Origin of the sequence: Actinokineospora sp. (assembly GCF_052390155.1) — a bacterium.
Classification (GTDB): Bacteria; Actinomycetota; Actinomycetes; order Mycobacteriales; family Pseudonocardiaceae; genus Actinokineospora.
Genome location: NZ_JBQTHF010000027.1, coordinates 113,672 through 130,625 on the forward strand (window position 1 = coordinate 113,672; position 16,954 = coordinate 130,625).

General features: G+C 72.2%; 13 protein-coding genes and 1 pseudogene. 7 read left to right on the forward strand and 7 right to left on the reverse strand.

The window, feature by feature from the left end:
* Positions 1-198: 198 nt before the first annotated feature.
* Both secG and ACT4N7_RS10275 read left to right on the forward strand, forming a co-directional pair.
* A complete protein-coding gene (secG, locus tag ACT4N7_RS10270) occupies positions 199-438 on the forward strand; it encodes a preprotein translocase subunit SecG (RefSeq protein WP_444828404.1) in 240 nt (79 codons plus the stop codon).
* 89 nt (positions 439-527) lie between these two features.
* Positions 528-869 (forward strand): RNA polymerase-binding protein RbpA, encoded by a 342-nt coding sequence (locus ACT4N7_RS10275; RefSeq protein WP_092780347.1) that lies wholly within the window; start codon positions 528-530, stop codon positions 867-869.
* A gap of 414 nt (positions 870-1,283) precedes the next feature.
* Here ACT4N7_RS10275 and ACT4N7_RS10280 read toward each other — a convergent pair whose 3' ends face one another.
* Positions 1,284-2,504 carry a sensor histidine kinase gene (locus ACT4N7_RS10280; protein WP_444828405.1) on the reverse strand — a complete coding sequence of 407 codons (1,221 nt, stop codon included), beginning with the start codon at positions 2,502-2,504 and terminating at the stop codon, positions 1,284-1,286.
* A gap of 256 nt (positions 2,505-2,760) precedes the next feature.
* Here ACT4N7_RS10280 and pabB point away from each other — a divergent pair, with 256 nt between their 5' ends.
* The 3 genes and pseudogenes from pabB (at position 2,761) to ACT4N7_RS10295 (ending at position 6,920) form a co-directional block, all read left to right on the forward strand.
* Entirely contained in the window at positions 2,761-4,818 is a 2,058-nt protein-coding gene (gene pabB, locus ACT4N7_RS10285) for an aminodeoxychorismate synthase component I (RefSeq protein ID WP_444828406.1), read from the forward strand.
* A gap of 50 nt (positions 4,819-4,868) precedes the next feature.
* Positions 4,869-5,921 (forward strand): annotated as a pseudogene (locus ACT4N7_RS10290) (glycerophosphodiester phosphodiesterase family protein); the annotation flags it as partial.
* A 15-nt stretch (positions 5,922-5,936) separates the two neighbouring features.
* Positions 5,937-6,920 (forward strand): glycerophosphodiester phosphodiesterase family protein, encoded by a 984-nt coding sequence (locus ACT4N7_RS10295; RefSeq protein WP_444828433.1) that lies wholly within the window; start codon positions 5,937-5,939, stop codon positions 6,918-6,920.
* Between the two features lie 22 nt (positions 6,921-6,942).
* Here the strand turns inward: ACT4N7_RS10295 and pgl are convergent, their stop codons facing one another.
* Genes pgl through tkt form a run of 6 tightly spaced genes read right to left on the reverse strand, consistent with a single transcriptional unit; the run spans position 6,943 to position 15,181 of the window.
* Positions 6,943-7,710, reverse strand: coding sequence for a 6-phosphogluconolactonase (pgl, locus tag ACT4N7_RS10300; protein ID WP_444828407.1), 768 nt, complete (start codon positions 7,708-7,710; stop codon positions 6,943-6,945).
* Complete coding sequence (gene opcA, locus ACT4N7_RS10305) at positions 7,707-8,771, reverse strand: glucose-6-phosphate dehydrogenase assembly protein OpcA (protein WP_444828408.1); 1,065 nt, start codon at positions 8,769-8,771, stop codon at positions 7,707-7,709. Before opcA ends, pgl begins: the two co-directional genes overlap by 4 nt.
* Positions 8,768-10,300 (reverse strand): glucose-6-phosphate dehydrogenase, encoded by a 1,533-nt coding sequence (zwf, locus tag ACT4N7_RS10310; RefSeq protein ID WP_444828409.1) that lies wholly within the window; start codon positions 10,298-10,300, stop codon positions 8,768-8,770. Before zwf ends, opcA begins: the two co-directional genes overlap by 4 nt.
* Positions 10,297-11,925: a glucose-6-phosphate isomerase gene (locus tag ACT4N7_RS10315; RefSeq protein ID WP_444828410.1), complete on the reverse strand. Its 1,629-nt coding sequence runs from the start codon at positions 11,923-11,925 to the stop codon at positions 10,297-10,299. The genes zwf and ACT4N7_RS10315 overlap by 4 nt, the downstream gene beginning before the upstream one ends.
* A gap of 32 nt (positions 11,926-11,957) precedes the next feature.
* A complete protein-coding gene (gene tal, locus ACT4N7_RS10320) occupies positions 11,958-13,064 on the reverse strand; it encodes a transaldolase (RefSeq protein ID WP_444828411.1) in 1,107 nt (368 codons plus the stop codon).
* Positions 13,061-15,181, reverse strand: a complete 2,121-nt coding sequence (gene tkt, locus ACT4N7_RS10325; protein WP_444828412.1) for a transketolase — start codon at positions 15,179-15,181, stop codon at positions 13,061-13,063. Before tkt ends, tal begins: the two co-directional genes overlap by 4 nt.
* A gap of 306 nt (positions 15,182-15,487) precedes the next feature.
* On the opposite strand from tkt, the gene ACT4N7_RS10330 reads away from it, so the two are divergent.
* Together ACT4N7_RS10330 and ACT4N7_RS10335 are read left to right on the forward strand one after the other, a co-directional pair.
* A complete protein-coding gene (locus ACT4N7_RS10330; protein WP_444828413.1) occupies positions 15,488-16,426 on the forward strand; it encodes a heme o synthase in 939 nt (312 codons plus the stop codon).
* A gap of 144 nt (positions 16,427-16,570) precedes the next feature.
* Complete coding sequence (locus ACT4N7_RS10335) at positions 16,571-16,951, forward strand: hypothetical protein (RefSeq protein WP_444828414.1); 381 nt, start codon at positions 16,571-16,573, stop codon at positions 16,949-16,951.
* Positions 16,952-16,954 lie beyond the last annotated feature (3 nt).

Here is a 16,954-nt window from a genome sequence, read left to right on the forward strand (position 1 = left end):
GCCGCGGAAGATCGTTCCGCGGCCCGCTGTCGATCACCCCGACCGGCGTTGGCGCAGGTGGCCATGCATGTGCACGTGCAGATGCGGGACCGTGGGAACTCTGGTAAGCGAGCGGACGCGCGCAACCCGGGGCGGTGGTCGAACCTGGGCGCGGCACCGGGTAGCCTGTGGCTTCCATCGTTCGACAATGAGGATGACATGAACGTCGTTCTGACCCTGCAGATCACGCTGATCGTCACCAGTCTTCTGCTGATCCTGCTGGTGCTGCTGCACCGCGGCCGCGGCGGCGGTCTGTCCTCCCTGTTCGGCGGCGGGATGCAGTCCAGCCTGTCGGGGTCCAGCGTCGTCGAGAAGAACCTCGACCGGGCGACCCTGTTCATCGGCGCGATCTGGATCATCTGCGTCGTCGGGCTCGGCCTGCTGGTCAAGGTCGTCTGACCCGGCGTCCGCCGACGATGGCTTCGAACAAGGTGGCACGGCCCGAGCGCGGCGTCGTGTCGAACCACGTGGTGGGGGTGTGAACTTCGATGGCCGGTGGTAACGCGATCCGAGGTACCCGGGTCGGTGCTGGTCCCATGGGTGAGTCCGAGCGCGGCGAGTCCGCGCCCCGGCAGCGGGTGTCGTACTGGTGCGCGAACGGGCACGAGTCCCGGCCCTCGTTCGCCCTGGAAGCGGAGAAGCCGGAGTCGTGGGACTGCCCTCGCTGCGGCCTGCCCGCCGGGCTGGACGAACAAGCCCCCCCGAAGGCGCCGCGCAACGAGCCGTACAAGACGCACTTGGCCTACGTCAAGGAACGCCGCTCCGACGCCGACGGCGAGGCCATCTTGGCCGAAGCGCTGGCCAAACTCCGCGCCCGCCGCGAAGGCTGACCTGGCCGCACCCTGCCTATGGCGCGAGTCTGTGGCGGGGAGGCCGGTTGCCATCCCTGACGACCAGGCTGACCGTGCGCCAGCGTGGCCGCCGACCTGACAGTCGCCCCACCGCCGGTGACCGCACTTTGTCCACATCCCGCGCAGCCATCCACAGCTTTCGCGCCACCACCCCCCACCTGCCCCACCACCGATAGACTGGAGCAGGGCAGGCCCCCAGGGTGGGTGGGGCTGTGTGTGGGGGCGGTTTTGGGGTTGGAAAGGTCGTGTCGGCCGCTCGGTTGTCCAGATCCAGCAGTTCGGGCATGCCCGAGGGCAGTGCTGGTGGTCGGTTGCTGTGCGGAATCAGCCGGCATCGAATACGACGTAGCGAGACCCGGCCGAGTGTGTAGTCGCGCTCGGCCGGATGTGGTCTCAGCCTGCCAGCGGGTAGCGGGCGCGGACCTGGAAGCCGCCCTCGGCGGTCGGGCCCGCGTCGAAGCTGCCGCCCAGTAGGCCTGCTCGTTCTCGCAGGCCCAGCAGTCCGTGTCCGCCGGAGGGCAGCAGCGGCGGCCGGGTGCGCGGCCGTTCGTTGCGCACCTCGACCAGCAGGGTCTCCCCATCCGCCCGCACCCGTACCGACGTGCGGGATCCCGCCGCGTGTTTGCGGACGTTGGTCAATGCCTCCTGCACCGTTCGATAGGCCGCGCGCGAGACGGGGGCGGGGAGGAGTTCGGGGGCGGCGTCCATGGCGAGCGCGACGGAGAAGCCGCTGCTCCGCATGAGGTCGGCGATCTCGTCGAGGCCCGGCTGGGTGTCATCGTCGCCCCCGGAGCGGAGGACGCCGACGAGTTCGCGCAGCTCCTCCAGGGTGCGGGTGCTGAGCGCGCGGATGGTCTCGGCGGCCTCGCGGGACTCGTCGTCCTTGGCGCCCACTTGCAGCGCGCCCGCCTGCATCGCGATCAGCGTGACCTGGTGGGACACCACGTCGTGCATTTCGCGGGCGAGTTTGGCGCGTTCGGCGGACCGCACGGTCTGCGCGTAGAGGCGCTTCTCCCGCTCACGGCTGCGCGCCAGCTCCCGGATGCGGGTGGACAGCTCCTGGCGGACTGTGATCAGCATGCCGATGGCCACCGGCATACCGGCCACCAGGACGCCGTAGAGCACGTCGAGAAAGTGTTGGCGCCAGGTGAGTGCCAGGAACTCCGACCACGGCCACAGCACGAACCGGCTCAGCCCGACCAGCACCGCGCCGACGATCGTGCGCCAGCCGAGCAGGTGGCGTTTCGCGAGCGTGCCGAGCGCGATCATCGCGGCGAGCTGCGCCCAGCCCGCGAAGAAGCCGGGGATGGTGAGCAGGACCGCGACGAACGGGACGTGTCGGCGCAGCAGCATGGCCGGGACCGCGAGCCAGGACAGCCAGATCGAGTAGGTAGGCGCCCCCTCGGGGACCACCAGCCAGACGTCGAGGGCGGCGACGAGTACGGCGGCGACGTCGGAGAACACCGCGCTGACGCGCCGGTTCGCGCGGAGTGCGGCCAGCCACGCGGGTAGCCGCAGGCGCGACAGCCGGAAAGCGGGGTCCGCGGACACCGCGCCCTCGGGGACAACCGTCTGTGCGACCAGGGCACTTCCTCCGCTCTCGTCCTCGCTCACCGGGTGTTCGTGCTGTTCAGACTGATCGTGGGCGCCCGCTCGCGGCCAGGGCACATCCTCCCGGGTTGTAGCATTCTTGCGGTCCGGGGCCTGGTGGCGGGGTCGCTGTGGCATGGATCGCCCTTCCCTGCGGCGACGTGCCGCACGTGCTCGTCACCAGATAAGACAGCCAACCTGGCCCGAGGGACGGCGGGTTACCAAATACTGTGCGGGAGCAAATCGCCAGTTGCCGGTTGGTCGAAAGGGGAGGGTGGCGGTGCGCACACTGATCATCGACAACCACGACTCCTTCACCTACAACCTGTACCAGGCGTTCGCCGCGATCGACGGGACGCGGCCGACCGTGGTGCGCAACGACGAGGACTGGGACCTCGGCGGGCTGGTCGAGTTCGACAGTGTGGTGATCTCGCCGGGACCGGGGCACCCGGCCGTGCACCGCGACTTCGGCCTCAGCCGCGCCGTGCTCGCCGCCGTCCGGCAGCCGCTGCTCGGCGTGTGTCTCGGCCACCAGGGGCTCTGCCTGCTCGCGGGCGCCCGGGTGGCGCACGCGCCACGGGTGCGGCACGGTCTGCTGTCCGCGGTCCAGCACGACGGCCGCGACCTGTTCGCCGGACTGCCCTCGCCGCTGCGGGTGGTGCGCTACCACTCGCTCGCCGTCGAGGATTTGCCCGCCGAGCTGGTGGCCACCGCGTGGAGTGACGACGGGGTGTTGATGGGCGTGCGCCACCGCACGCGGCCCGCGTGGGGAGTGCAGTTCCACCCGGAGTCGGTGTGCACCGAGCACGGTGCCGACCTGCTGGCCAACTTCGCCGGGCTGGCCCGGCGCTGGCGCGACGACCACCCGAGGGAGACCGTGGTGGCCGCCGCGGTGCCCCGGCCCGCGGCGCCGCCCGAGCCGGACGCGCGGGTCCTGGTCGGACGGCTGACCGTCGCGGTCACGGCCGAGGAGGTCTTCGACGCGTTCTACCGGGACTCGGCGCACGCGTTCTGGCTGGACAGCGCCGCGGGCGGCCGGTTCTCCTTCCTCGGCGACGCGAGCGGCCCGCAGGCCAGGGTCGCCACCGCCGACGTGTGGACCGGGCAGGTCACCGTCACCTCGGCCCACGGCACGGCGGTGGTCGAGGAGGAATTCCTGGCCTGGCTCGACGCCGACCTCGCGGCCCGCCGGGTCGAGGTGCCCGAGCTGCCGTTCGACTTCGCCCTCGGCTGGGTCGGCTACCTCGGCTACGAACTCAAGGCCGAGTGCGGCGGCGCCCGCGCCCACCACGCGCCCGACCCGGACGCCCAGCTCGTCTTCGCCGACCGCGCGCTCGCGTTCGACCACGCGACCGGCGAGGTCTACCTGCTGGCGTTCGCGGGCGACGACGAGTGGCTGGCCGCCACCGCCGCGCGGCTCGCCGCGCTGGCCCGCGCGTCCGCGCCGACGGCGCCCGTGGTCACCGGGGTGGCCGCGGGCCCGCTGACCCCGCGGCACGACCGCGCCGCCTACCTGGCCATGGTCGGCGAATGCCAGTCCGCGATCGATGACGGCGAGACCTACGAGGTCTGCCTGACCAACCTGCTCACCGCGCCCGCCGTCGTGGACACCTGGCAGGCATACCGCCACCTGCGCCGGACCAGCCCGGCCCCGTTCGGCGCGCTGCTGCGCTTCGGCGACCTCGCGGTGCTCAGCACGTCCCCCGAGCGGTTCCTGTCGGTCTCGGCGACCGGCGCGGTCGAGTCCCGGCCGATCAAGGGCACCCGCCCGCGCGGCCGCACCCCCGCCGAGGACGACGCGCTGCGCCGCGACCTCGCGGGAGACGAGAAGGACCGCGCCGAGAACCTGATGATCGTCGACCTGGTGCGCAACGACCTGGGCGTCTACGCCGAGATCGGCTCCGTGCACGTGCCGGGCCTGTTCGAGGTGGAGACCTATGCGACCGTGCACCAGCTCGTGAGCACGGTGCGCGCCCAGCTCGCCGAGGGTGTCTCGGCCGTCCGCTGCGTTCGCGCCGCGTTCCCCGGCGGGTCGATGACCGGCGCGCCCAAGGTTCGCACCATGGAGATCATCGACCGGCTGGAGCGCGGCCCGCGCGGGGTCTACTCCGGCGCGCTCGGCTACTTCTCGCTGACCGGCGCGGCCGACCTGAGCATCGTGATCCGCACCCTGGTGGTGCGGCCGGGGCAGGCGGGCTTCGGTGTGGGCGGCGCGATCATCGCGCTGTCCGACCCGGCGGGGGAGTACGAGGAGACCGCGGTCAAGGCCACCACCATGCTCGATCTGCTCGGCGCGGAGTTCCCCGGCCGGGTGCCCGCGACCGATAGCCGCCGGTAGTTCACCCGGAGGCCACGGGCCGTCCCCTTGGGGTTGCCACCATCGCGGCTATGACCCCTTCCCTGTCCTCCCGGCTGGGCGCGGCGGCCGTCGCCGCGCTCGCCTGCCTCACCGCCGTGCCGTTGGCGGCCGCCGATTCGGCTGTTCACCGCCCGCACCGCTCGTTCGATCTCCAGGCCCACCGCGGCGGCCTCGGCCTGCGCGTGGAGAGCACGCTCAGCTCGTTCGGCAACGCCCTGCGGCTCGGCGTGACCACGCTGGAACTGGACGTCCAGATCACCGAGGACGGCCAGGCCATGGTCACCCACGACCGCAAGGTCGACGCCCGCAAGTGCGTCGACACCGCCCCGGCCACCGCGGGCGACCCCGAGTTCCCCTACGTCGGCAAGTTCGTGCACACCCTGTCGTTCGCGCAGGTCCGCACGCTCGACTGCGGCTCCACCCGGCTCGCCGACCGCCCGGGTCAGGAGTTGGCCCCGGGCGCGAAGATGCCGCTGCTGCGCGAGGTCTTCGCGCTCGCCCAGCGCTACCGCGCCGACGACATCCGGTTCAACATCGAGACCAAGGTCGAGGCGGGCGCCCCGCACGAGACCGCGCCGCGCGAGCAGTTCGTCCAGGTCACCGCGCGCGAGATCGAGGCGGCGGGAGTCGCGCGCCAGGTGAGCATCCAGAGCTTCGACTGGGGTGCGCTGATCCTGATGGGCCAGGTCGCGCCTCGGCTGCCGCTGGTCGCCCTGACCAACTTCGACTTCCTGCAGACCGGGCAGCCCGGCGCGTCGCCGTGGCTCGGTGGCCTCGACATCGACACCTTCGGCGGCGACCCGATCGCCGCGATCAAGACCTTCCGCGCCACCGCGTTCTCCCCGGTGCACGGCTTCCCGCAGGGCGGCTCGGTCCTCGACCCCGGCTACCGCCCGTACGTCACAGCGGACATGGTCCGGCACGCGCACCGCAACGGGATCACGGTGATCCCGTGGACGGTCAACGACGTGCCCACGATGGCAAAGCTCATCGACGACGGCGTGGACGGCCTCATCACCGACTACCCCGACCGGCTGCGCGGCCTGCTCGCCGAGCGCGGCCACCGCCTCCCGCGCGGCTACGCCTCGCCGTTCGACATCCAGGGTCACCGCGGCGCCCGGGCCGTGCGCCCGGAGAACACCCTTGCGGCCTTCCGTTACGCGCTGGCCGATCCCGATGTGTCCACTGTGGAGCTGGACACGGGGATCAGCCAGGACGGCCAGGTCGTGGTCCTGCACGACCGCACCGTCAACGGCTCGCACTGCGTCGACACCGCCCCGGTCGCGGCGGGCGACCCGGAGTTCCCGTATGTCGGCAAGCGGGTCCGCGACCTGACCCTGGCCCAGCTCAAGACCCTCGACTGCGGCTCGAAGACGCTGCCGGAGTTCCCCGCGCAGCGGCCCGCGCCCGGCGAGCGCGTCCCGACCCTGGCCGAGGTCTTCGCCGCCGTGCGGGCGAGCGGCCGCGCGGACGTCCGGCTCAACATCGAGACCAAGATCAGCCCGGTCGCCGACGACACGGCGCCGTACGACGTGTTCACCCGCAAGGTGGTCGGCGAGATCGGCCGCGCCGGCTTCGCCCGCCGCGCCACGCTGCAGTCGTTCGACTGGCGCACGATCATGCTGTCCCGGCGGCTGGACCCGCGGATCGAGACGGTCGCGCTGGTCTGGCAGTACGGCCCGGCGGAATGCGCCACCCTCGCCGACGAGTGCTCACTCCAGGCCGTCTACGGCGACCCGAGCGTCCGCAGCCCGTGGACCGGCGGCCTCGACTGGTGGAAGCATCGTGATCTCGCCAAGCTGGTCCGCCAGTCCGGCGCGACCACGGTGTCGTCCAACTGGCAGGTGCACGACCCGGCCCAGGGCACGGTCACCTCGCCGGACTGGTACCTGCGGCAGAGCCCGGCGTACTTCCACGGACCGGAGGTGCCCGCGTTGCGGCGCAAGGGACTCAAGGTCGTCCCGTACACGGTCAACGACGAGCCGACCATGCAGCGGGTCATCGACCTCGGCGTCGACGGCGTCATCTCCGACGACCCCGACCTGCTGATCCGGGTGGCCAAGCGCAACGGCCTCCGCTAGGTCCACGCCCACCCGCTGAGGGCTACGGGAGGCCGCCCGCGATCTTGGTCGCCGCCGCCTTGTCCAGCAGCCACAGGGTCCGGCGCCGCCCGCGGGCGCCCGCCGCGGGCACTTGGACCTCGCCCGCGCCGGACAGGGCCATCGCGACCGCCGCGGCCTTGTTCTCGCCCGCGGTCAGCAGCCAGATCTCGGTGGCCTGGCGCGCGGCGGCCAGGGTCAGGGTGATCCGGGTCGGCGGGGGTTTGGGGCAGTTGCGGACGGCCACGACCGTGCGGTCGGTCTCGTAGGCCGCGGGCGAGGTGGGGAACACCGACAGGGTGTGCCCCTCCTCGCCGACCCCGAGCAGGCAGACGTCGAAGCCGGGGACGTCGCCGTGGTCCTCGGGCCGGGCGGCGCGGTCGAGCAGGTCGGCGTACGCCACGGCGGCGGCGTCCGGGTCGTTGCCGAACGGGCCGTCGGACGCGGCCATCGGGTGCACGCGGTCCGGGTCGACGTGCACGTGGTCGAGCAGCGCCGCGCGCGCCTGGGTCTCGTTGCGGTCCGGGTGCCCGGACGGCAGGAACCGTTCGTCGCCCCAGTAGAGGTCCACGTGCGACCAGTCGACGGCGTCGCGGGCCTGGGCGGTGCGCAGGTGCTCCAGCACCGCGATGCCGGTGCGTCCGCCGGTGAGCACGAGCGAGGCCGATCCGCTGGCCGCCTGCGCGTCGACGAGCCGGGTGACCAGGCGGGCGGCGGTGGCCGCGGCCAGCAGGTCGGCGTTGGGGTAGACGACGACCTGTGGCCGGGTCACGACGCTTCCTTCGCCTCGGTCTTGGCCTTGGCCGACCGCGCCGGGCCGGGCTTGGCCGCCGCGACGGCCTTCGCCTCCGCCGCGGACGGCTTCGGCGGGTCGGCCGCGGGCTGCTTCGGCTTCGGCACCGCGGCGGGCGTCCGGCCGCGGGTGATCTTGGGCAGGCCCTTGAGGGTGGCCTCGTAGATCTCGTCCGGGTCGAGCCTGCGCAGTTCCTCGGACAGGCAGTCGCGCACCTCCCTGCGCTGCAGCGCGACCCGCCGTGACGGCTGTCCCGGCTGGTTGAGCGTGCCGACCTTGCCGTCGGGCCGCTGGAGCTGCACCGGGCCGGAGCGGCGCTCCAGTTCCACCGCCACGATGCCCACGCCCTCGGTGGCCTTCACCCGCTTCACCGGTACCCGCAGCCGCACCGCGAGCCAGGCCGCCAGCAGGTCGGTCGACGGGGAGTCGGCCTCGCCGGTCACCGTCGCCGCGGTGACCTTCTCGTGCGGCGGCAGGTCCAGCGCCGCCGCGAGCACCGCGCGCCACAGCGTCAGCCTGGTCCACGCCAGGTCGGTGTCGCCCTCGGCGTAGTGCTTCTGCCGGATGTCCAGCGCCTTGATCGGGTTGCGGTCGGCCGCGGAGTCGGTGATCCGGCGCTGCGCGAGTTGCCCGATCGGGTCGTCCGCGGGGCGCGCGGGTGCCTGGAACGGCCACCACGCCACGACCGGCGCGTCCGGCAGCAGCAGCGGGATCACGCAGCTCGCGCCCTGGTCGGCGAGCGCGCCGTAGAGCCGCAGCACGACCACCTCGCTGGCGCCCGCGTCGCCGCCGACGCGGATCTGCGCGTCGAGCCGGGCCGCCGCCTTGCGCGCGCCGCGGGCCACCACGATCACCCGGCACGGGTGCTCGCGGCTGGCCTCGTTGGCCGCGTCGATGGCGTCCTCGGTCTTCTCGCCGTCATCGGTGACGATCACCAGGGTCAGCACCCGGCCGAGCGTGGTCGCCCCGCCCTGCTCGCGCATCTGCACGAGCTTGGTGTTGACCTGCGCGGTGGTGGTCGAGGGCAGGTCGATGATCACGGTCGCCTCCAGAGCCTGCCGGTGCGGGACATCATCTTGGCCGCGGAGTCCGGTCCCCAGGTGCCCGCGGGGTAGCCCTCCGGCTTGCCCGCGGTCTTCCAGTACTTCAGCACCGGCTCCAGGATCTCCCAGGACAGCTCGACCTCCTGGTTGACCGGGAACAGCGACGGCTCGCCGAGCAGCACGTCCAGGATCAGCCGCTCGTAGGCCTCGGGCGAGGACTCGGTGAACGCGTGGCCGTAGCTGAAGTCCATCGACACGTCGCGCACCTCCATCGCGTTGCCCGGCACCTTCGAGCCGAACCGCATGGTCACGCCCTCGTCCGGCTGCACCCGCACCACCAGGGCGTTCTGCCCCAGCTCCTCGGTGGAGGTCTCGTCGAAGGGCAGGTGCGGCGCGCGCTTGAACACGACCGCGATCTCGGTGACCCGGCGCCCCAGTCGTTTGCCGGTGCGCCGGTAGAACGGCACGCCCGCCCAGCGCCGGGTGTTCACCTCCAGGGTGATCGCGGCGAAGGTCTCGGTGGTGGAGTTCTTCGCGAAGCCTTCTTCCTCCAGCAGCCCGAGCACCTTCTGCCCGCCCTGCCAGCCGCCCGTGTACTGCCCGCGTGCGGTGGTCTCGGCGAACGGCCCGACGGCCTTGGTCGCCTCCAGCACCTTGGTCTTCTCGGTGCGCAGAGCCTTGGGGCGGAAGGAGACCGGCTCCTCCATCGCGGTCAGCGCGAGGAGTTGGAGCAGGTGGTTCTGGATCACGTCACGGGCGGCGCCGATGCCGTCGTAGTAGCCTGCGCGGCCGCCGAGGCCGATGTCCTCGGCCATGGTGATCTGCACGTGGTCGACGTAGTTGGCGTTCCAGATCGGCTCGAAGAGCTGGTTGGCGAAGCGCAGCGCCAGCAGGTTCTGCACCGTCTCCTTGCCGAGGTAGTGGTCGATGCGGAAGACCGCGTCCTCGGGGAAGACCTCGTTGAGCACCTTGTTGAGCTGCTTGGCGCTGGTCAGGTCGTGCCCGAACGGCTTCTCGATCACCACCCGCCGCCAGTGCTCCGGCGAGGTCGGGGAGGCCAGTCCGCTGCGCGCGAGCTGCTTGGTGACCACCGGGAACGCCCCCGGCGGGATCGACAGGTAGAAGGCGTGGTTGCCGCCCGTGCCGCGGACCCGGTCCAGGTCGGCCACGGTGGTGGCCAGGTTGTCGAACGCCGCGTCGTCGTCGAAGGTGCCCTGCACGAAGCGGAAGCCCTCGGCCAGCCGGTCCCAGACCGCCTCGCGGAACGGGGTGCGCGCGTGCTGCTTGACCGCCTCGTACACGACCTGGCCGAAGTCCTGGTCGGCCCAGTCGCGGCGGGCGAAGCCGACCAGGGAGAAGCCGGGCGGCAGCAGGCCGCGGCTGGCCAGGTCGTAGATGGCGGGCATGAGCTTCTTGCGCGACAGGTCGCCCGTGACGCCGAAGATCACCAGCCCGCAGGGTCCCGCGATGCGCGGCAGCCGCTTGTCCCGCTCGTCGCGCAGCGGGTTCGCCCAGGTTCGGGTCATCGCCCCACCTCCGTGAGGGTCGCGACCAGGTGCGCGAGGCCCGCGGCCCGGTCGGTGAAGTGCAGCCGCAGCACGGGCCTGCCGTGCTCGGCGAGCACCTGGCCGTCGCCGAGCGCCTGCGCGTGCTGCAGGACGCCGAGGGTGTACGGGCGCTCGGGCACCGCCAAGTCGGCCTCGACCGCGCCCGTGAGCTGTAGGAACACCCCGTTCTGGTGGCCGCCCTTGTGGTACTGGCCGGTGGAGTGCAGGAACCGCGGTCCCCACCCGAACGTGGTCTGCAGCCCGCCGCGCCGAGCCAGTTCGCCGCGCAGCACGATCGCCGACGCGTCGTCGAGCCGGTCGAGGTACGCCTGCACCGACAGGTAACCGGCCTCCGGTGCCGCGCCCAGCAGCGCGTGCAGGGCCGCGACGAGGGTGTCGGTGCCCTCGGGCAGCAGCCCCGCCGACGCGTACACCTCGATCGGACCGTCCACAAACGACGGTGCGGTGTCGGCACGGTCGCCCGCGGCGTCCAGCAGCGCGCGCGCCGCCTTCTTCGCGGCCTCGACGTCGGGCTGGTCGAACGGGTTGATGCCGAGCAGCCTGCCCGCGACCGCCGTGGCGTACTCCCAGAGCAGCATCAGCCCGCCGAGGCTGCCCGCCGTGCCGAGCACCGCCGCGCCCTCCGGCGCGCCGATCGCGACCGCCGTGGCGTCGTCGCCCGCGTCGGCGAACCCGGGGGCGTCAGGGCTCTCCACGACCACCGGCAGCAGGCCGGTGCCGTTCTTGCCGGTCGACTCGGCGACGAGCTGCTCGGCCCAGTCGCCGAAGCCCACGATGCCCGAGCCGGTGTCGGCCAGCACGACCTTCTCCGCGCCCCGCGCGTGCGCCGCGCACAGGGCGGCGGCCAGCACCAGCGCCGGGTTGTCCGCGGTGTCGGCCGAGAGTCGCGGCGCCGCGGCGGCGGCCTCGTCCAGCAGCGCGGCCACGTCGGCCCCGGCCAGCCCGGCGGGCACGAGACCGAACGCCGTCAGCGCCGAGTAGCGCCCGCCGACGTTCGGGTCGGCCTGGAAGACCCGCCGGTAGCCCGCGTCGGTCGACGCCTTCGCCAGCGGCGAGCCCGGATCGGTGACCACGACGATCCGACCGGCCGCGTCGATCCCCTTGGCGGCGAAGGCCGCCTCGAAAATCCGCCGGTGGCTGTCGGTCTCCACGGTGGAGCCCGACTTCGAGGACACCACCAGCACCGTGCGCGCCAGGTCGCCCGCCAGCGCGTCGGCGACCTGGCCCGGGTCGGTCGTGTCGAGCACCGTCAGCGGCACCCCGGCCGTGCTGGTGATCACCTCGGGCGCCAGCGACGACCCGCCCATGCCCGCGAGCACGATCCGGTCCACGCCCTCGGCGTGCAGTTCCGCGCGCAGGGCGGCGATCTCGGCGACCAGCGGGCGCGAGGTCTCGTGCAGCGCGGTCCACGCCAGTCGGACGGCCGACTCGGACTCCGCGTCCGGGCCCCACAGTGTGGGGTCCTGCGCGGCGAGCTTGGACGCCACCTGGTCGGCGGCCAACTGCCCGACGAGCGGAGCGGCCTCCTCGGTGAGCCGCTGATCGACAATGGTTACTGCGACTTCTCCGGGGTGCTCAGCCATCGGCGGCGTCAGCCTCTCGTCGGGTGCCGGTCCTACTTCGCGCTGTCCAACTGACCTTGGACCGTCTCCAGCAGCTCGGTCCAGGACTTCTCGAACTTCTCCACGCCCTCGGTCTCCAGGACGCGGTTGACGTCATCGATGTCGACCCCGGCCGCGGCGAGCCGGTCGAAGACCTCCTGGGCCCGCGACCCGGTGCCGGTGACCGTGTCGCCGGTGATCTTGCCGTGCTCGGCCACCGCGTGCATGGTCTTCTCGGGCATCGTGTTCACCGTGTCGGCGACAACCAGCTCGTCGACGTAGAGGGTGTCCGGGTAGTCGGGGTTCTTCACCCCGGTGGACGCCCACAGCGGCCGCTGCGGCCGGGCGCCCGCGGCGGCCAGCGCGTCCCACCGGGGACCGGTGAACCTCTCCTGGAACGCCGCGTACGCCAGCCGCGCGTTCGCCACGGCCGCCTTGCCGCGCAACGCTTTCGCCTCGTCGGTGCCGATCGCGTCGAGCCGCTTGTCGACCTCGGTGTCCACTCGGGACACGAAGAACGAGGCCACCGACTCGATCGACTTCAGCTCGTGCCCGTTCGCCTTCGCCTGCTCCAGGCCGGTCAGGTAGGCGTCCATGACGGCTCGGTAGCGGTCGACCGAGAAGATCAGCGTCACGTTGACGCTGACGCCCTCGGCGAGCGTGCGGGTGATCGCGGGCAGCCCCTCGACCGTGGCCGGGATCTTGACCAGCAGGTTCGGCCGGTCGACGGTCTTCCACAGGTCCAGCGCCTCGGCGGCGGTGGCGTCGGTGTCGGCGGCCAGCCGCGGGTCGACCTCGATCGACACCCGGCCGTCGACGCCGTCCGTGCGCTGCCAGACGTCGCGGAACAGGTCGCAGGCGTTGCGGACGTCGGTGGTGGTCAGCTCGCGGACGGCCGCCTCCAGCGACGCCCCCCGCGCGGCGAGTTCGCGCACCTGCCCGTCGTACGCCTCGCCGTCGGACAGTGCCCCGGCGAAGATCGTCGGGTTGGTGGTCACGCCGACCACGTGCTTGTCGCGGATCAGCTCCGCGAGGCTGCCCGAGGTCAGGCGCTCGCGGGACAGGTCGTCCAGCCAGATCGAGACTCCGGCGTCGGAGAGGGTCTTGAGGATGTCGGTCACTGCTGGTCTCCAGTCGTCTCGATGGAGCGGCGCGCCGCGGCGACGACGGCCTCGGTGGTGAAGCCGAACTCGCGGAACAGGGTCTGGTGGTCGGCCGACGCGCCGAAGCGCTCGATGGACACGACCTCGCCCGCGTCGCCGACGTAGCGGTGCCACGGCTGGGCGATCCCGGCCTCCACGGCCACTCGCGCTCTGACCGACGGCGGGATGACGGAGTCGCGATAGGACTTGTCCTGCGCGTCGAACCACTCGATCGAGGGCATCGAGACCACTCGGGTGGGTACGCCGTCGGCCTCCAGCACGTCCCGTGCCGCAACCGCGAGCTGCAGCTCCGAGCCGGTGCCGACGAGCACGACCCGCGGCGTGCCGCCGGTCGCGTCGGCCAGCACGTAGCCGCCCTTGGCGACGTGCTCGGCGGCCAGTTCCCTGGTGCCTTCCAGCACCGGCAGGTTCTGCCGGGTCAGCGCGAGGCCGACCGGCGCCGTCGACTGCTCCAGGATCGCCTTCCACGCCGCCGCGGTCTCGTTGGCGTCGCCGGGGCGCAGCACGACCAGGCCCGGGATGGCCCGCAGCGCGGCCAGGTGCTCGATCGGCTGGTGCGTCGGGCCGTCCTCGCCGAGGCCGACGGAGTCGTGCGTCCAGACGTAGGTGACCGGCAGGCCCATCAGCGCGGCGAGCCGCACCGCCGGGCGCATGTAGTCGCTGAACACCAGGAACGTGCCGCCGTAGGGCCGGGTCGGGCCGTGCAGCACGATGCCGTTGAGGATCGAGCCCATCGCGTGCTCGCGGACGCCGAAGTGCAGCGTGCGCCCGTACGGGGTGGCCTTCCACTGCTTGGTGGCGGCCGACTCCGGGCCGAACGAGTCGGCACCCTTGATGGTCGTGTTGTTGCTCTCCGCGAGGTCGGCCGAACCGCCCCACAGCTCGGGCAGCAGCCCGCCGATCGCGTTGAGCACCTCGCCGGACGCCTTGCGGGTGGCCACGCCCTTGGGGTCGGGGGCCCAGCTCGGCAGCGCCTCGGCGAAGCCCTCGGGCAGCCGGTACGCGCTCGCGCGGTCGAGCAGCGCCTTGCGCTCGGGGTTCGCCAGCGCCCACTGTTCGAACCCGGTGTCCCACTCGGCGCGGGCGGCCTTGCCGCGCTCGCCGACCCCGCGCGCGTGCGCGAGCACCTCGGGGTCGACCTCGAAGGTCTTGTCCGGGTCGAAGCCGAGGATCTTCTTGACCGCCGCGACCTCCTCGTCGCCGAGCGCGGCGCCGTGCGCCTTGCCGGTGTTCATCAGGGTCGGCGCCGGGTAGCCGATGATGGTGCGCAGCAGGATGAACGACGGCCGCGCGGTCTCCGCCCTGGCCGCCGCCAGCGCGTCGAGGATGCCGGTGACGTTCTCGCCGCCCGCGACCACCTGCACGTGCCAGCCGTAGGACGCGTAGCGCTGCGCGGTGTCCTCCGACAGTGCGATCGCGGTGTCGTCCTCGATGGAGATCTGGTTGTCGTCGTAGACGACGGTCAGGTTGCCCAGTTCCTGGCGGCCCGCGAGCGAGGACGCCTCGGAGGTGACGCCCTCCTCGATGTCGCCGTCGGAGGCGACCACGTAGACGTGGTGGTCGAACAGGCTCTCGCCGACCGGCGCGTCCGGGTCGAACAATCCGCGCTCGCGCCGCGCCGCCATCGCCATGCCGACCGCCGAGGCCAGGCCCTGGCCCAGCGGGCCCGTGGTGATCTCCACACCCGCGGTGTGGCCGTGCTCCGGGTGGCCGGGGGTCTTCGAGCCCCAGGTGCGCAGGCTCTCGATGTCCTCGATCTCCAGGCCGTAGCCGGAGAGGAAGAGCTGCAGGTACAGCGTCAGGCTGGAGTGGCCGCAGGACAGCACGAACCGGTCGCGGCCGATCCAGTCCGGGTCGCTCGGGTCGTGCCGCAGCACCCGCTGGAACAGCGCGTAGGCCAGCGGCGCGAGGCTCATCGCGGTGCCGGGGTGGCCGTTGCCGACGTTCTGCACGGCGTCCGCGGCGAGCACCCGGACGGTGTCGACGGCGCGCCGGTCGAGGTCGGTCCAGTCCGCGGGCAGCGCGGGAGTGGTCAGTTCGGACAGTTCTGCGGGCACTTCACTGCTGACGGACACGGACTTGAACTCCTGCTTCCACCTCTGGCGGGTCCTCGCGCTCAGGTTTCACCACCGGATCTGGATCGATCCCGCAGTCGGTGACCTGGCTGGGCCCGCATGTCATCCCTGGTCCGGTGGTCAGCGTAGCCCGCCCACGCGGTCGGTGTGATCTCCGACCGACCGGGCGGGCGCGCCGCCACCCGATACGGGTACCCGGGACTCGCGCGGCTAACATTTCCCGTGATGCCGCGGGTCGTCTCCGCGGTGTGGACGCCACCGTCGTGACCCAGGTCTCACCAGGTCGCGGCATACTTGAGGAGCGAAATGTCGTCGGTGATCCCCTTGCCCGCCGACACGCGTTCCGCCCCTGGCCGCAAGGCCGCGCTGCTGGCGTACGTGGCGCTGACCAAGCCGCGCATCATCGAGCTGCTGTTGGTCACCACCGTGCCCGCGATGATGCTCGCCGAGCGCGGCATCCCGTCGCCGTGGCTCGTGCTGACCACGCTGCTCGGCGGGACCATGGCCGCGGGCAGCGCCAACGCGCTCAACTGTGTGGTCGACGCCGACATCGACGCGCTGATGAAGCGCACCCGCGGCAGGCCGCTGGCCCAGCACGTGGTGCCCGTGCGCAACGCGCTGGTGTTCGGCGTGGTGCTCGGTGTGCTGTCGTTCGCCTGGCTGTGGGCGACCACCAACCTGCTCGCCGCGTCGATGGCGGTCGGCGCGATCCTGTTCTACGTCCTCGTCTACACGATGATCCTCAAGCGGCGGACGTCGCAGAACATCGTCTGGGGCGGTGCCGCGGGCTGCATGCCGGTGGTCATCGGCTGGTCGGCGGTCACCGGCGACGTCGGGTGGCCCGCGCTGGTGATGTTCGGGGTGATCTTCTTCTGGACCCCGCCGCACTTCTGGGCGCTGGCGATGAAGTTCCGCGACGACTACGCGGCCGCTGGCGTGCCCATGCTGCCGGTGGTCGCGACCCCGCGGCACGTGGCGAAGCAGATCGTCGTGTACTCGTGGGTGATGGTCCTGTGGTCCCTGCTGCTGGTCCCGGCCACCGGCTGGGTCTACGCGGCGTTCGCGCTGCTCTCAGGGGTCTGGTTCCTCGTCTTCGCCCACCGCCTGCACGCCGTGGTGCGTCGCGGCGAGGCGGGCAACCCGATGAAGCTGTTCCACCTGTCGAACACCTATCTGACCCTGGTGTTCGTCGCGCTCGCCGTCGACTCGGCGCTCAGCCTCCCCGTCACCGGCTGGCCGTTCTAGTGCGCTGACGCACGACATCTCACATTCCGGCTGTCCATTTCGGACTCGCCGGTGGCGAGGCATACTCCTGCCGACCGCTTCCCGACCTTCGACGAGCTGACCATGGGCCGGTCGGGCGATCGGTGGGAATGGCATAGTGCGGCCATGGTTCATCACCTCGCGGCGGGCAGCCCCGCCTACGAACTCGGCTACACCCTGGGAAGGGTGCTGTTCCCGGTTATCCTGGTGACGATCATCGTCGTCGTGGTCCGGCGGCGGAACGCGCGCAAGCGGGAGCGGGAAGCGCGGGAAAACGCCAACCAGCAGCAGTTCTACCCGATTCCGCACCCGCAGCAGTTCCAGTACCCGCAGCAGGGTGTACAGCCGCAGCACCCGCCGACCAGTCAGTACCCGCAGCCAGGCCAGTACCCGCCGGCCCATTACCCGCCGCAGGGCCAGTATCCCCAGCAGACACGGCAGGCGCCGTATCCGCCGCAGGCCCAGCACCAGCAGTACCCGCCCGCCGAGCGCCGCGACGGCTGGTGACGC

What these genes read in the sequence shown, in the direction of transcription:
- secG (WP_444828404.1), top strand. Translation starts at nt 199, where the DNA reads ATGAACGTCGTTCTGACCCTGCAGATCACGCTGATCGTCACCAGTCTT.
- ACT4N7_RS10275 (WP_092780347.1), top strand. Translation starts at nt 528, where the DNA reads ATGGCCGGTGGTAACGCGATCCGAGGTACCCGGGTCGGTGCTGGTCCC.
- zwf (WP_444828409.1), bottom strand. Translation starts at nt 10,300, where the DNA reads ATGACCCGAACCTGGGCGAACCCGCTGCGCGACGAGCGGGACAAGCGG.
- ACT4N7_RS10315 (WP_444828410.1), bottom strand. Translation starts at nt 11,925, where the DNA reads ATGGCTGAGCACCCCGGAGAAGTCGCAGTAACCATTGTCGATCAGCGG.
- ACT4N7_RS10330 (WP_444828413.1), top strand. Translation starts at nt 15,488, where the DNA reads ATGTCGTCGGTGATCCCCTTGCCCGCCGACACGCGTTCCGCCCCTGGC.
- ACT4N7_RS10335 (WP_444828414.1), top strand. Translation starts at nt 16,571, where the DNA reads ATGGTTCATCACCTCGCGGCGGGCAGCCCCGCCTACGAACTCGGCTAC.